At 63.0% G+C, this 14,707-nt stretch carries 11 protein-coding genes and 2 tRNA genes; 7 read left to right on the top strand and 6 right to left on the bottom strand.

Annotation, left to right across the window (positions count from 1 at the left end; translation table 11 throughout):
- Positions 1-4: 4 nt before the first annotated feature.
- Positions 5-910, bottom strand: a complete 906-nt coding sequence (locus GLW01_RS09130) for a metal ABC transporter substrate-binding protein (protein ID WP_160898850.1) — start codon at positions 908-910, stop codon at positions 5-7.
- A 163-nt stretch (positions 911-1,073) separates the two neighbouring features.
- Here GLW01_RS09130 and gltX point away from each other — a divergent pair, with 163 nt between their 5' ends.
- The 3 genes from gltX to GLW01_RS09115 all read left to right on the top strand — a co-directional run bounded on the left by gltX (position 1,074) and on the right by GLW01_RS09115 (position 2,786).
- The gene (gene gltX, locus GLW01_RS09125; RefSeq protein WP_151439375.1) at positions 1,074-2,561 is read left to right on the top strand and encodes a glutamate--tRNA ligase; all 1,488 of its coding nucleotides are present in this window, start codon (positions 1,074-1,076) and stop codon (positions 2,559-2,561) included.
- Positions 2,562-2,626: 65 nt separating this feature from the next.
- Positions 2,627-2,702, top strand: a tRNA-Ala gene (locus GLW01_RS09120).
- Between the two features lie 8 nt (positions 2,703-2,710).
- Positions 2,711-2,786, top strand: a tRNA-Glu gene (locus GLW01_RS09115).
- A 52-nt stretch (positions 2,787-2,838) separates the two neighbouring features.
- On the opposite strand, the gene GLW01_RS09110 is transcribed toward GLW01_RS09115, so the two are convergent.
- The 4 genes from GLW01_RS09110 to GLW01_RS09095 form a co-directional block, all read right to left on the bottom strand.
- A complete protein-coding gene (locus GLW01_RS09110; protein ID WP_160898849.1) occupies positions 2,839-3,690 on the bottom strand; it encodes a 6-carboxytetrahydropterin synthase in 852 nt (283 codons plus the stop codon).
- 68 nt (positions 3,691-3,758) lie between these two features.
- The gene (locus GLW01_RS09105) at positions 3,759-4,844 is read right to left on the bottom strand and encodes a response regulator (RefSeq protein ID WP_151439377.1); all 1,086 of its coding nucleotides are present in this window, start codon (positions 4,842-4,844) and stop codon (positions 3,759-3,761) included.
- 48 nt (positions 4,845-4,892) lie between these two features.
- The gene (locus GLW01_RS09100; RefSeq protein WP_151439378.1) at positions 4,893-6,173 is read right to left on the bottom strand and encodes an MORN repeat-containing protein; all 1,281 of its coding nucleotides are present in this window, start codon (positions 6,171-6,173) and stop codon (positions 4,893-4,895) included.
- A 120-nt stretch (positions 6,174-6,293) separates the two neighbouring features.
- On the bottom strand, positions 6,294-6,758 hold the full coding sequence (locus GLW01_RS09095) for a hypothetical protein (protein ID WP_225741655.1): 465 nt from the start codon (positions 6,756-6,758) through the stop codon (positions 6,294-6,296).
- A 143-nt stretch (positions 6,759-6,901) separates the two neighbouring features.
- On the opposite strand from GLW01_RS09095, the gene GLW01_RS09090 reads away from it, so the two are divergent.
- Positions 6,902-9,826: an insulinase family protein gene (locus GLW01_RS09090; RefSeq protein WP_160898848.1), complete on the top strand. Its 2,925-nt coding sequence runs from the start codon at positions 6,902-6,904 to the stop codon at positions 9,824-9,826.
- Here GLW01_RS09090 and ppsR read toward each other — a convergent pair whose 3' ends face one another.
- A complete protein-coding gene (gene ppsR, locus GLW01_RS09085; protein WP_151439381.1) occupies positions 9,827-10,645 on the bottom strand; it encodes a posphoenolpyruvate synthetase regulatory kinase/phosphorylase PpsR in 819 nt (272 codons plus the stop codon).
- A 168-nt stretch (positions 10,646-10,813) separates the two neighbouring features.
- Here ppsR and ppsA point away from each other — a divergent pair, with 168 nt between their 5' ends.
- The 3 genes from ppsA to rraA are packed head-to-tail and all read left to right on the top strand — an operon-like array spanning position 10,814 to position 14,674.
- Positions 10,814-13,186: a phosphoenolpyruvate synthase gene (ppsA, locus tag GLW01_RS09080; RefSeq protein ID WP_151439382.1), complete on the top strand. Its 2,373-nt coding sequence runs from the start codon at positions 10,814-10,816 to the stop codon at positions 13,184-13,186.
- Between the two features lie 40 nt (positions 13,187-13,226).
- A complete protein-coding gene (locus tag GLW01_RS09075) occupies positions 13,227-14,150 on the top strand; it encodes an alpha/beta fold hydrolase (RefSeq protein ID WP_151439383.1) in 924 nt (307 codons plus the stop codon).
- 26 nt (positions 14,151-14,176) lie between these two features.
- Positions 14,177-14,674, top strand: coding sequence for a ribonuclease E activity regulator RraA (gene rraA, locus GLW01_RS09070; protein ID WP_151439384.1), 498 nt, complete (start codon positions 14,177-14,179; stop codon positions 14,672-14,674).
- The last annotated feature ends 33 nt before the right edge of the window (positions 14,675-14,707 follow it).

Raw genomic sequence — 14,707 nt, 5'->3', positions numbered from 1 at the left:
CGGTCTACTTTTCCTCGGGCTGTTGTTCGGGGCGACAGCGGCTCACCGCGTCCGCAAGGGACTCCAGGAACGCTGTGTAGCCGCCCACGCTGATAGGGATGTCACCCCCGACTGGGTCCCAGCGGCTCACGGCGAGGGGTTGGGGTACATCCAGACCTCGCCACCAGTCACCGCCGAGTTGGGTCTCCGTCATGATACAGGGGAATCGTGCCGCTTCAAGGGACTGCTGGAGGCCGGCGATATGCCGTGCGCTGGGGCTGCGCTCCGGGTTGTTCGTGAGCGTCCCGGCGATGGTCAGCCCGAAGTGATCCGCGAAATAGTGGAACGCATCGTGATAGGTGAACAGCGTAATCACCTGCAGAGGCTCAAGCTGTGCACGGATGCGCTCGGTGGTTTCAACAAGCCTCTGCTCAAAACCTTGGTAATTGCGTTCAATGGCCTGGTCGTCCACCCCGTCCAGTGCGCCCAGGGTTCCCCGGGCACGCCGGGCCATGGCAAGGGCCCTCTCAGGGGACAGCCAGACATGGGGATCCTCGCCGGTGGCGTGGTGGTGCCCATGATCATCATTTTCCGGGGGATTCTGTGGCGCCCCGACCAGCGTCCGGGTCTTGCCGACCAGGGTGCTGTCACTCATGGTCCCCTGCAGGTAGGGTTCCAGCCCGGCCCCCAGCCAGTAGATGCGGTCCGCCTCCGCGAGGCTGCGGCGTTCGGAGGGCCGCATGCTGTAGTGATGGGGGCTGACATCCGCGGGCACCAGCGCCCGGACATCCGCCTGCTCGCCAGCCACTTCCTTGACGATCAGTGCCAGGGGGTGGGTGCTGGTGACAATGAGCGGGCGTTCCGCCCAGGCCGGGGACGAAGTGAAGCCCAGAAGGAGTAGCAACAGGCACAGCAGGCGTCGTCTTATCATAGATCGTTATAACATAACATGTTGGTGGAGGAGCTATTCTATCCAATCATGGCGGGATCGACCATAGGGGAGGATACGGAAGGACGACCCGGCCCGGTGGAGGCGTTATAATACGCGCTTTCATCGAGCCGATGCCGACCTATTCGAGGAGCCAGGAACCGACATGACCGTCAGAACCCGAATCGCCCCTTCGCCCACCGGCGACCCGCATGTGGGTACGGCCTATATCGCGCTGTTCAACCAGTGTTTTGCACGCCAGCACGGCGGGCAGTTCATCCTGAGGATTGAGGATACCGACCAGGCCAGAAGCACCCCGGAATCCGAGCAGGCGATCCTGGATTCCCTGCGCTGGCTGGGGCTGGAATGGGACGAGGGGCCGGATGTGGGCGGCGAATACGGTCCCTACCGTCAGTCCGAGCGGCGCGACGAGTATCGTGCCTATGCCGAACAGCTGGTCGAGAGCGGTCATGCGTTCTACTGCTTCCGCAGTCCCGAGGAGCTGGATGCCATCCGTGATGCCCGCCGGGAGCAGGGCCTCAACCCGGGCATCAAGGGGGATCTGGAGCTGCCGGCGGATGAGGTGAGGCGTCGTATGGACGCCGGTGAGCCCTACGTGATCCGGATGAAGGTGCCGGAAGAGGGCGTGTGCGAGATTGAGGACATGCTGCGGGGCACGGTCACCATCGACTGGACCCAGATCGACTGTCAGATCCTGCTCAAGTCCGATGGCATGCCCACGTATCACCTTGCGAACGTCGTCGACGACCACCGGATGGGCATTACCCATGTGATCCGGGGCGAGGAGTGGATCAACTCCGCGCCCAAGCACAGGCTGCTCTATGACTACTTCGGCTGGGACATGCCGACGCTGTGCCACATGCCGCTGCTGCGCAATGAGGACGGAACCAAGCTCAGCAAGCGCAAGAACCCCACCAGCATCGACCTGTATGAGCGGCTCGGTTTCATGCCTGAGGCGGTGCTGAACTTCCTGGGGCGCATGGGCTGGTCCATGCCGGATGAGCGGGAGCGGTTCACGCTTGATGAGATGCAGGCGGAATTCGATATCCATCGGGTCTCGCTTGGTGGGCCCGTGTTCGACCAGGCCAAGCTGCGCTGGCTCAACGGCCTGTGGATCCGCGAGACACTGACCGACGAGGCCTTCATGGACCGGGTGGGGGACTGGTGGTTCAGCCGTGACCAGCTGGCGCCACTGGTGCCGCACCTCAAGAGCCGTGTTGAGACCTTTTCGGATATTGCACCGATGGCGTCGTTCATGTTCTCCGGGATGCTGGATGTGCGCCCCGAGGATTTCCAGCACCGCAAACTGGAGGAGGAGACCGTGCGGCGGATTCTCCAGTTCGCCCTGTGGCGGCTAGAGGCGGAACGCCACTGGAGCCGGGATACGGTCTTTGCCGATCTCAAGGCGCTTGCGGGTGCCATGGGTCTGAAGCTGGGGGAATTCATGTTCCCGATTTTCGTGGCTGTGGCAGGGACACCCAACTCCTGGTCAGTGGTGGACTCCATGGGGCTTCTGGGCCCGGACGTGAGTCGGGCGCGCCTGCGCCACGCGCTGAATGTGCTGGGCGGTTTTTCGAAGAAACAGGCAAAGAAAGTCGAGAAGGAATACGCGGCACTGGAGACCGGCGAATAAAGGCGGCAATCAGGGGTTGACGCGCCCCTGGGTCGCCACTAATATACGCACCCGTTGGACGCAGTGGGGCCATAGCTCAGCTGGGAGAGCGCGGCGCTGGCAGCGCCGAGGTCGGGAGTTCGAGCCTCCCTGGCTCCACCACTTTTTCAGTCCCGTTCGTCTAGAGGCCTAGGACACTGCCCTTTCACGGCAGTAACAGGGGTTCGAGTCCCCTACGGGACGCCAGATACAGAAAAGCCGGCCACTTGGCCGGCTTTTTTTATGTCCGGATTCCGGTTCAGCCCTCCGCGATGGCTCCCTTGTTCACCCCTTCAAAGGCGTAAACCTCAATCCGGCTTTCCGGTTCCAGCTTCCGGGTTTCATCCCGCAGGTAGCAGGCAATCCATTCCACTGTGGTATCCGGCCCCATGATCTCCGTACGGGCCGCTGGCAGGGTGATTTCGAAATGGCCCTGGTCCGACTCGTAGCTGAACCGGTGATAGGAGATGCCCGCGTCCTCGAAGGTTGCGCTCCGGTCGTCCGCTGTTGCCAGGTAGATATCACGCCAGCGCCCGCCCCAGTAGTGCTCCAGGTCCGGGGCCCGCTCACCGTTGCGCAGGATCTGGATGCGGGAGCGGTGGCCGTGGGCGATGCGCTGGCAGTTGCCGTCGTGTTTTTTGAGCCCGTGGGCGTAGTGGTACCAGGCACCGTCGATCTGCTCCAGGCGCAGATTGATGCGTACGTCGTGGACATTGTCCGGGAGGACCCGCTGAAGGCTTTCTGACAGCCGGGTGGCTATGGCCTGGCGCTCAACGGCTTCTCCGGGGACGGTGGTAACGGCCTGTTCCGGCGAGCGGTGCTCGATCCAGGTACCGTCCTCCAGGTGCCAGCGGAAATGCCCGGGGGACTCCGGGTCCAGCCATTGCAGTTGGGGGTAATCCGCGGGGATCAGCAGCCGGTGATCCACCTGGTCGTCAATGTGCGCCTTGATGGTGCTTTTGACATGGCCGAAGTCGAACACCATACCGGCATCGTTCAGCTCGCCGGCGAGTTCAATGTCCACAATCCAGCTTTCGCCGACCAGGCCGCGGTGACGGTCCAGGTAGGCAAAGTCAATGACGGTCAGGTTATCAACGAAAAGACGGTTCATGATCCGGTGGCTGCCTGCGCTGTAAAAGGCCGCATGGTAGCAGATCACGCCATGCGGCGGGCAGCGGCTCAACCTATAAGCCCGCCGAGCCAGGCAATGCCGAGACTGAAGATACCCAGGCTGACGGCCAGTGCCATGGTGTAGATCCGCGCTGCCGTGGTTTTCTGCTCGCGCCGGTAGAGGTCCAGGGTACGCTGGGCGACCTCCTCGGAAGTGTCCCGCGCGATGTCATGGGCCTGCTGGACCGCTTCCGACTGCAGGGACTGCCAGAACTCCGTATCCACCGTCTGTGTCGCTGTCAGGTGATCTTTGAGGGCGTTCAGGTCGCTTTCCGTCAGTCCCTGTTGGTTCTGCTCCCGCAGCTCCCGGCGCAGTTCACTGAGTTCATTGCCCAGGTTGAGGGTGACTTCAGCGGCCACTTCATTCTTCAGCGCCTCCAGTCGGTTTTCCACCAGTTCACGGAAATCCGCGGTCTGCTTTTCAATCGCCTCTTCCCGCCGGCGTTCACTGTCCTCGATCAGGCGGCGGACATGGTCGTGCTGTTCGTCGAAGAGACTGGAAAGCAGCTCATGCAGCCGGTTGTGGATGTGGGTCTTCACCGCTGAACGCGCGATCTGTTCGATCAGCTCCGTGGTCAGGGGAACGGTGTCCCCCTCGGTGCCCGTGCTCTGGGGGCTGTCCGCAAGCCGCACGCTGGCCCCGGTTTCAAGGGGCTCGGAATCCTCGGGTGGTTCGGCCACATCCTCGGGGGCCGGTGGTTCGGGCAGGGTCCCCTGGTTCAGGTCCTGGGTCAGGGCCGTGAGGATGCTGTCGAGACCGTCCGCCTGCGGGGGTTTGGTGAGGATGTTGTAGACTCCGTATCCCTGCGCTTCCTGAATGAAATCATCCGATTTCTTTGAGGTGCACATGACCACCGGGATGGAGGCGGTTGCCGGGTTGCGCTTGATGGCCTTGGTGGCCTCCACGCCATTCATGCCCGGCATCAGGTGGTCCATGAAGATGACGTCCGGTGGCTGTTCGCTGTTCAGCAGATCCAGAGCCTCCTCGGCGGAGCCCGCCATGCTTACGTCCATGCTCCGGCTCTCAAGGAGTTTGCTCAGGGCGAAGCGGGCGACTTTGGAGTCGTCCACCAGCAGAGCGGTATTGATGGTCATCTGGCTTCCTCTTGCGTACTGCGTTGTTACCGGATGGGCTGACATGGGTCACCACGCCTCCATGGATGGACATTGGGTTTCCCGGTAGCTGCCCTTGCGGTAGCACACTCCCGGCTCCGAAGTGCGGGCGATGAAGACCTCACCTTCCGGTGTGGTCATGCGGACCTCGCCGTAGGGTTCGCCTTCCCGGAACGTGCTTTCAATGCTGGCGCCGCTGGGATGACGGATCTCGCCCTCGCCGTGGAAACGGCCATCGACAAACTGGCCCCGGTACTGGCGCCCACTGCTGAAAGTGCGGACCCCTTCGCCATGGAAACGGTCGTTGGCGAACTCGCCACGGTAATAGCCGCCGTTGGGATAGGTCAGGCGGCCCTCGCCGTGCAGCTCGCCGTCCCGGAAATCACCCACGTACATGAGTCCTTCAGCGGTGGTGAGGGTGCCGTGCCCGTTAAGCTCGCCGTCTTCCCAGTTACCGGTGAAGGTGTCGCCGTTGCTGGCGGTGAGTGTGCCACGGCCGTGGTACTCGCCATCCTGGAAATCGCCCTCATAGACATCACCATTGGGGCGCTGCAGGTTGCCTTCGCCATGCATGGTGCCCTGCCGCCACTCGCCTTCATAGATGCGCCCGTCCGGGAAGTGGGCTGTCCCCTCGCCGTGGAACTCACCGTTGCGGAATTCGCCCTCGTAGGTGAGGCCGTCGCTGTCGCGGTAGGTGCCTTCGCCGGTTTTCACGCCGTGTTCCCAGGTGCCGTTGCGGTAACGGACAGTGGTGTAGCGCTCAAGGCGCGCCATCAGGGTGGGAGAGTCGCCGGCATCCAGGTGGATCCGCTCGCGCCAGGTACTGTGTTTCGGTTTGCTGATCTCGATGGTGTAGGTTCCGGGGGCCAGCTCCAGGTCCATGGCGGTGGACCCCCGGGGCTTGCCATTGATCCGCACCTGGTCGTCGTAGACGTTGGAGCGCAGTGTCAGCCGGGCTTGTGTCGGCTGCTGCTTTTTCTTCTGCTCCGCCTTTCCGCCGGCGGTGGGCTGGGAATCAGCTGCCATTTCGGCGCGAGCGTCATCAGGCGTGTTTTCGGAGCTGCTACCCGTATCAGGTACGGAAACGGCCGGGATGACCCGAGGAATCCTGTCGGCGCTGGCCTGGGATCTGTCTGCTGGGGCGCGCTCATCACCCGCGCTGGTTTGCGTCTCCCCGGAAGAGGAGGGGGAAACCGCCGGAATGCGTGAGCCCACCAGCTCCGGAGAGCGCTGGATGGTGGCAAAGCCGGCCGTCACCAGCAGCATGATCGCGAGAAAATTCGCAAACAGCAGTGGTCTGTAGTCGATCATTGCATGCCACTCCGTTCATTGCGGCACCGCGGGTCAGGCAGGAGGCAATGGCGGCCACCTGTTCAGTCTGACTTCATGTTATCGGAGAACGGGTACTGGCTGCGTGAAGTGACGCACTTTTCAGGCGTTTTCCGAGCGGCTCTGCTGCTGCAGTTCCTCCCAGGCGCGCATGTGCACGTCTGCTTCGTACTCGTAGGGCGATTTGAACGGCGTCAGGACCAGGTCAAAGACCGCGAAAAGCAGGCCCACGGAAAGCCAGGACAGTACCAGCGTCTCCAGGGTGGTGGCCTGGACCTGGGCGGTTGCGTCCACGAAGCGCTCCAGGTGCGGCAGGGCGTTGTCCACCAGCGCCACGGGATTGAAGCGGGCGAACACCAGCGGAATCCAGAATCCCAGAAATACCGGGAAGAATCCGAAGGACCAGAGGATCCGGCGGATCAGATAGATCGCCAGCGCGTTGACGTATCGCCGCCGCAGTTCCGGTATGCCCCGGATCTCTTCCAGGTAGCGCTTGCGTTCAACCCAGTAGGCTTCAACCCGCGGACGGGATCCGGAAGTCTCGGTATGCTCGTTTTGGCTGGTCAATGATTGTCCATGCATAAGTTGCCCAGTGTCCCCTCACTATAAACAAGATGTGAGCGGTTGCCAGAGGCCACCCCGCTACGGCTGTGGGAACACGGGCGCGCAACCGCTAGAATGGCGGCACATTCATCGGACAGGACGAGAGCATGCTGGATCAGGCGGAACCGCAGGTTCACCCGGCTTTCGAGTGGGTACGCAATCACCGGATCGAGACACTTCACCTGGAGGTGGAGGAGTACCGCCATCGGGCCACCGGGGCATGCCATCTGCATCTCGCTTCAGACAACGACGAGAACGTTTTCCTCGTGGCACTGCGGACCTTCCCCATGGACTCCACCGGGGTCGCGCACATCCTCGAGCACACGGCCCTGTGCGGGAGCGAGAACTACCCCACGCGCGATCCGTTCTTCATGATGATCCAGCGTTCGCTGAACACCTTCATGAACGCGCTGACCAGCAGTGACTGGACTGCCTATCCGTTTGCCAGTCGCAACCGGAAGGATTTCGACAACCTGCTCTCGGTCTATCTGGATTCCGTGTTCTTTTCCAATCTGGACCCGCTGGATTTCGCCCAGGAGGGCCACCGGCTCGAATTCGAGACTCCGGACGACCCCAGTACGCCACTGGTGCACAGGGGCGTGGTCTACAACGAGATGAAGGGCGCCATGAGTTCGCCGGTGTCACAGCTCTGGCAGACGCTGTCCAAGCATCTGTTCCCGACCACGACCTATCATTACAACAGCGGCGGCGAGCCGGACCATATCGTGGACCTGACCTATGACCAGCTGGTCCAGTTCTATCGCCGCCACTACCACCCCAGCAACGCGATCTTCGCCACCTTCGGCGATATCCCGGCGCGCGAGCACCAGGAGCGTTTTGAGTCCCTGGCGCTGAACCGGTTCCAGGCGGCGGAGATCGACCTGCCGGTGCGCAATGAGAAGCGCTACTACGCCCCTTTGAGGGTTCAGGAGCATTACGGCGTGGACCCGGACGAGGGCACTGACAACCGGACCCATGTGGTCATGGGCTGGCTGCTGGGGGAGAGTTTCGACCTGGAGAAGAACCTTGAGGCGGAACTGCTCACAGCCGTTCTGCTGGAAAACAGTGCCTCGCCGCTGCTGCAGGCTCTGGAGACCACCAGCCTGGGGCAGGCACCCTCGCCGCTGTGCGGGCTCGAGGATTCCAACCGGGAAATGACCTTTGTCTGCGGCATCGAAGGCACGGAGCCGGAGCAGGCCGGCGACGTGGAGAATCTGATTCTTGAGACACTGGAGCAGGTGGCACGCGAGGGCGTCGCCCATGAGAAGCTGGAGGCCATCGTGCACCAGCTGGAACTGCAGCAGCGCGAGATCTCGGGTGACGGGTTCCCCTACGGTCTGCAACTGATCATGCAGGCGCTCTCGCCCATGGTGCACGGTGGTGATCCGGTGGATCTGCTCGACCTGGAGCCGGTACTGGAACGGCTTCGTGAACGCATCCGGGATCCGGAGTATGTGCCCGGGCTGATCCGGCGCCTGCTTCTGGACAACCCTCACCGGGTGCGCCTGGCACTGGCGCCGGACACCGGCCTCAACGAACGCCGGGAACAGGCGGTGCGGCAGGCGCTGGACGAGCAGAAGGCGAGCCTGACCGAAGAGGAGCAGCGGACCCTGGTCGAGCAGGCGCAGGCCCTGCAGGCGCGCCAGAACCAGGAAGCGGACGACAGCATGCTGCCGCGCGTGGGCATCGAGGATGTGCCGGCGTCGCTGAAGATCCCGGAAGGGGAGTCCGACGCGTCCGGGCGCATCACCCGCTATCACATGGGCACCAATGGCCTGGTGTACCAGCAGCTTGTGGCGCCGCTGCCGGATCTCGCCCCGGAACAGCGCCAGCTTCTGCCCATCTATTCGAGCATGCTGAGCGAGGTGGGTGCGGGCTCCGAGGACTATCTGCGTATGCAGGACCGCATCTCGGCGGGCAGTGGTGGCATCAGCGGGGCGGCCACTATCAAGGGCAACGTTGACGATGTCCAGTCCGTGCGCGGCTACTTTACCCTGGGCGGCAAGGCCCTGGCCGCGAACAGCGACGATCTCGCCGGGCTTCTGCATGACGTTGCCTCTGCCGCACGGTTTGACGAAAAAGAGCGGGTGCGTGAGCTGGTGGCGCAGATGCGCGCCCGCAGGGAACATTCCATCACCGGCAGCGGTCACGCATTGGCCATGGGTGCGGCTTCACACGGGGCCAGCCCCGGCGCCCGCCTGACCTATGAACTCGGTGGGCTCGAGGGCATCCGCCAGCTTGTGGCTCTGGATGACCGCCTGGACGACAGCGCCGAGCTTGACCGCTTCTGCCAGCGCTTGTCGGAGCTTCATGAGCGGATCCACGCGGGCGGGCCGGACTTTCTGCTGATTGGCGAGAGCAGTGGACTGGAAGGCTCCGAGGCCGCTGTGCGTGGCCACTGGTCCCTGGATGGGGATCGGGCTGAAGGTGGCTTCCATCTGGATCCGGTGAGTGAACAGGTCAACGAAGGCTGGCTGACCGCGACCCAGGTGAACTTCTGCGCCCGGGCCTTTCCGACAGTGCCGGTGGAACATCCGGATGCGGCGCCGCTGAGCGTTCTGGGTGTGCTGCTGCGCAATGACAACCTGCACCGCAGTATCCGGGAGCAGGGCGGCGCCTACGGCAGCGGCGCGGGGCAGGACAGCGCCAACGGGGTTTTCCGTTTCTTCTCCTATCGCGACCCGCGCCTCGAGGAGACCCTGGCCGACTTCGATCGCTCACTGGAGTGGCTGCATGCTGGTGGGCAGACTGCGGCCTCCGTGGAAGAGGCCATACTGGGCGTGATCTCCCAGCTGGACCGGCCGCGCTCACCGGCGGGCGAAGCACGCTTCGCGTATCAGAGCCGGCTGTTCGGGCGCACGCCCGAGCAGCAGCAGCGCTTCCGGGAACGGGTTCTGGCGGTGGACCTGGCCTCCATGCAGGAGGCTGCCGAACGCTGGCTCACGCCTGACCGGGCCAGCACGGCCGTTGTGACCGGCCACGGCAACCGTCAGAAGCTGGCCGATCTGGGCATGAAGGTGCTCGAAATCTGATCAGCGCGCCCGGCGTTCGATCCCGGTCTGGACCAGGAGGCGGGTGGAGATTTCCTCCACCGAGTAGTCTGTGGTGTTCAGGTTCGGGATCCGCTCGCGGCGGTACATGCTCTCCGCTTCGCTGACTTCCATCATGCACTGGCGCAGAGACGCGTAACCGGAGTTGGGGCGGCGTTCATTGCGGATCGCCGACAGCCGGTTGGGGTCAATGGTCAGCCCGAAAAGCTTCTGCCGGTGGGGCTGCAGGGCCGAGGGAATGCGCTGCTCCTCCATATCCTCCTCGGTGAGCGGGTAGTTCGCTGCCTTGATCCCGTACTGCAGGGCCAGATACAGGCATGTGGGCGTCTTGCCGCTGCGTGACGGGCCGATCAGGATGACGTCGGCATCGTCGTAGTAGCGTGTGCGGGCGCCGTCGTCGTTCTCCAGCGCGTAGTTCACCGCCTTGATCCGCTCTTCATAGCCCCCATCGCGGGAGATGGCGTGGGATTTACCCACGGTGTAGGAGGAACTGGAATGGAGTTCGTTCTCCAGTGGCGACAGGAAGGTACCGAAGATGTCCACCATGAAAGCGTCGGCCCCGGACAGTTCGCCCCGGATCTCGCTGTCCACAATGGTGTCGAAGGTCAACGGCCGTGCCCCATCAAGTTCGCCCGCCTTGTTGATCTGCGCCACCGCTTCCCGGGCCTTCTGCACGGAGTCGATGTAGGGCAGGGTGATCTTCTCGAACTGGATGCTGTCGAACTGCGCCAGGAGGCTGTTGCCAAGGGCCTCCGCGGTAATGCCGGTGCCGTCGGAGATGAAGAATGCGGTGCGTTTCATGGGGCGAGGGGCTCCCTCCTGATTTTCCGGTATCCTAGGCCGATACGGTCGGTGTGTGAACCCGGACCGCGCAATGGTGGAGATGACCCCGCCGGTTACAGTATGATACGCGGGCTCTGCAGGGCGCGTGGCGCCCCGGGTGACAGGCAATAACGAGGGAGATGGGCTTTGGACGATTTCATCATCGGTTTCGAGCAACTCGGCATGGACGATGTCGAACGCGTGGGCGGCAAGAATGCCTCCCTCGGGGAGATGATCAGTAACCTCGCCAATGCCGGTGTGACGGTACCCGGTGGGTTCGCCACCACAGCACAGGCCTACCGCGAGTTTCTTGAGAAGGACGGGCTGCGCCAGCGCATTGATGAGACCCTGGACAGTCTGGACATCAATGATGTGAACGAACTGGCGAGGGTCGGCGCTAAGATCCGCCAGTGGATCATCGATACACCTTTTCCGCCGGCACTGGAACAGGCGATTGCGGACCGCTTCGGCGCCATGCAGGAGGGGAACGAACGCATGGCGGTGGCGGTGCGCTCCTCGGCGACGGCGGAAGACCTGCCGGACGCCTCCTTTGCGGGCCAGCAGGAGACCTTCCTGAATATTGTGGGGCTGGACAACGTCAAGCTCGCCATCAAGGAGGTGTTCGCCTCCCTGTTCAATGACAGGGCGATTTCCTATCGGGTGCATCACGGCTTTGACCACAACAAGGTGGCGCTATCCGCCGGTATCCAGCGCATGGTGCGAAGCGAGACCGGAAGCAGTGGTGTGATGTTCACCCTCGATACCGAATCCGGTTTCCAGGAGGTGGTGTTCATTACCGCCTCCTATGGTCTGGGTGAGACCGTTGTGCAGGGTGCGGTGAACCCGGACGAATTCTACGTGCACAAGCCAACGTTCGAGGCCGGGCGCCCTGCCGTTCTGCGGCGCAATCTGGGCAGCAAAGCCATCAAGATGGTCTATGCCGGTGACGGTGAAATGGGCCGCTCGGTGGAGACGGTCAAGGTGGATGCCGAGGACCGTAACCGGTTCTGTCTCAGCGATGAGGACGTCACCGAGCTGACCAGCCAGGCCCTGACGATCGAGAAACACTATGGGCGGCCCATGGACATCGAATGGGCCAAGGACGGTGACACCGGCAAGCTGTTCATTGTGCAGGCGCGGCCGGAAACGGTCCGCAGTCGCAAGGGCCTGCACACCATGGAGCGCTACCTGCTCAAGGAGAAGGGGACAGTGCTGGTTGAGGGACGGAGCATCGGCCACCGCATCGGTGCCGGCCCGGCCCGGATCGTCACCAGCATCAACGAGATGGACCGCGTCCAGGAAGGGGACGTGCTGGTAACGGACATGACCGATCCCGACTGGGAGCCGGTCATGAAGCGTTCGGCGGCGATCATCACAGACCGTGGCGGGCGTACCTGTCACGCGGCCATCATTGCACGGGAGCTGGGTATTCCCGCCGTCGTGGGTTGCGGCAATGCTTCCGAACTCATTCACGAAGGCCAGGAGCTCACGGTTTCCTGCGCTGAGGGCGATACCGGGCTGGTTTACGACGGCCGTCTGGATTTCGAACTGCGCGAGAATTCCGTTGAGTCCATGCCGAATCTGCCGTTCCGCATCATGATGAACGTCGGCAATCCGGATCGGGCCTTCGATTTCCAGGCCATGCCGAACGAGGGTGTGGGCCTTGCCCGGCTGGAGTTCATCATCAACCGCATGATCGGTGTTCACCCCAAGGCGCTGCTGAATTTCGAATCACTGCCGGGGGACATCAAGCAGACGGTCGAGAAGCGCATCGCCGGTTACGATTCGCCGGTGGATTTCTACATCGACAAACTGGTGGAGGGCATCTCCACACTGGCGGCAGCGTTCTATCCCAAGCCCGTCATCGTGCGGCTGTCGGACTTCAAATCCAATGAGTATGCCAACCTGATCGGGGGCACCCTGTACGAGCCGGATGAAGAAAACCCGATGCTCGGCTTCCGGGGGGCTTCCCGCTACATCTCGGATTCCTTCCGGGACTGCTTTGAACTTGAGTGCCGGGCACTGACCCGGGTCCGGGAAGAGATGGGCCTGAACAACGTAGAGGTCATGGTGCCGTTCGTACGCACCCCAGGTGAGGGGCGCCAGGTGGTGGAACTGCTGGCGGAGAACGGTCTCGAGCGCGGTCGTGAGGATCTGCGCGTGATCATGATGTGTGAGCTGCCAGCCAATGCCCTCCAGGCCGAGGAATTCCTGGAGCATTTTGACGGCTTCTCCATCGGCTCCAATGACCTGACCCAGCTCACGCTCGGGCTGGACCGGGATTCCGGGATCGTGGCCCACCTCTTTGATGAACGTAACGAGGCGGTCAAGTCGTTGCTGGCCAGTGCCATAGCCGCCTGCCGCAAGGCCAATAAATACGTCGGCATCTGCGGCCAGGGGCCCTCGGACCATCCGGACCTGGCCAAATGGCTGATGGAGCAGGGCATCGACAGTGTTTCTCTGAATCCGGATTCGGTTCTGGACACCTGGTTCTTCCTGGCGGAAGGGCAGCACTCCTGATCGTCCGGTGGAACCCCAGGCAGGCTTGAGGAAGGCGGGTATGCAGAGCAGCAGCCGATTGTTTCCGGTGACCCTGTCGGCCACCGAAATGGCCGCTGACCTCTATGAGGACGTGTATCTGCTGAACCCGGGCGTGAGCCCGGATCCCAGTGTCCGCATCGCCGTGACGCGGGTGCGTGATCCGGCCTGGCAGGGCCGGCGCGTGCCGGTGGTGCTCATCCACCGGGAGTTCCAGAACAAACGCCAGTGGCTCTCGCCCGGAGGGGAGGGTCTGGCGGGGCTGCTTGCCCGTTACGGATTTGACGTCTGGCTGCCGGAGATGCGCGGCCATGGCATGTCCCCCCGTAACCGCGACTGGGCCCTGGGTCACATTGCGCTGCTGGCGGAGGAGGACCTTCCTCCGGTGCAGCGGTTCGTGGAAGAGCAGAGCGGCGTGCCCCCGGCCTGGCTGGGGCAGGGGCTTGGTGCCCGCATGCTGGCGCATGCCCTGATCAACAATCATCGCTTTCTGCGCCTGGTGCCCGCTGCGGTCTTTGTGGACCCCGGCCGGGCGGATGCCCACTGGACGGAATCCGAGGCCACCATGGGCGAGAAACTGGGGCTCCGTCGTCGCCAGCGTTTCCTTGGCGGTCTGCACGGCTGGGGGCCGGAGGATGAGCCCAGCGCCCTGTTCCGGGACCTTTACCGGACCCAGAAACGTTATCGCAGGGGCAAGGGACACCCCACCCACGAGGGGCTGCGCGTCATCCGCTGCCCGGGTCTGGTGGTCGGTGTCGAGGATGATGAGGCCACTGTGCGCGGTTTCGCGGGCAATCTTGGCGGACAGGTCCGCCACACCCTGGGGCCGGGGGAAGGGGGCAGAAGCGCCGCCGGTCAGAGTGTCCTGGGAACGGCGCTTCAGGATGACATCCGCGCCTGGCTGACAGAACATACCCGCGACCTGCGGGCGGACAGTATTGACTGAAATCGCAACTGGATCAGGAGGAAATCGTGTCGCAAGAGACAATCGTTACACCGGATCTTGTGGATGAGCATCCGGAAGTGGCTGTGGTGGAGCCCATGTTCGTTAACCTGGGCGGGCGCAGCGCTTTTGGTGGTGAGATCGTGACCGTGAAATGCTTTGAGGACAACTCCGTGGTCAAGGAGCAGGTTGGCAAGGAGGGGCATGGCAGGGTTCTCGTTGTCGACGGTGGCGGTTCGCTGCGCATCGCCCTTCTGGGTGACATGCTGGCGGAGAAGGCGTCGAAGAATGGCTGGCAGGGCGTGATTGTCTACGGCTGCATCCGCGATGTGGACGTGATCGGTGAGACGGACATCGGTGTCCAGGCCCTGGCCACCCACCCGCGCAAGAGTGAAAAGCGTGGTCTGGGAGATCTTAACGTGGCCGTGAGTTTCGGCGGTGTCACCTTTGAACCCGGTCATTACGTCTATGCCGACAACAACGGCATCATCGTATCCGCCGAGCCACTGCCGGAAGTCTCCGTGTAACAGGCGCCTTAATCTTTGACGCCTGCTGCCCCC

The sequence above is a fragment of the Vreelandella halophila genome, from assembly GCF_009856365.1.
GTDB lineage: Bacteria > Pseudomonadota > Gammaproteobacteria > Pseudomonadales > Oleiphilaceae > Halospina > Halospina utahensis_B.
Note: the sequence above shows the minus strand (reverse complement) of the source record. Positions and strands in the feature narration are given on the sequence as shown.

Bases quoted from the DNA above. Each gene is read 5' to 3' on its own strand.
- GLW01_RS09130 (WP_160898850.1), bottom strand. From the start codon at position 910: ATGATAAGACGACGCCTGCTGTGCCTGTTGCTACTCCTTCTGGGCTTC.
- gltX (WP_151439375.1), top strand. From the start codon at position 1,074: ATGACCGTCAGAACCCGAATCGCCCCTTCGCCCACCGGCGACCCGCAT.
- GLW01_RS09110 (WP_160898849.1), bottom strand. From the start codon at position 3,690: ATGAACCGTCTTTTCGTTGATAACCTGACCGTCATTGACTTTGCCTAC.
- GLW01_RS09105 (WP_151439377.1), bottom strand. From the start codon at position 4,844: ATGACCATCAATACCGCTCTGCTGGTGGACGACTCCAAAGTCGCCCGC.
- GLW01_RS09100 (WP_151439378.1), bottom strand. From the start codon at position 6,173: ATGATCGACTACAGACCACTGCTGTTTGCGAATTTTCTCGCGATCATG.
- GLW01_RS09090 (WP_160898848.1), top strand. From the start codon at position 6,902: ATGCTGGATCAGGCGGAACCGCAGGTTCACCCGGCTTTCGAGTGGGTA.
- ppsR (WP_151439381.1), bottom strand. From the start codon at position 10,645: ATGAAACGCACCGCATTCTTCATCTCCGACGGCACCGGCATTACCGCG.
- GLW01_RS09075 (WP_151439383.1), top strand. From the start codon at position 13,227: ATGCAGAGCAGCAGCCGATTGTTTCCGGTGACCCTGTCGGCCACCGAA.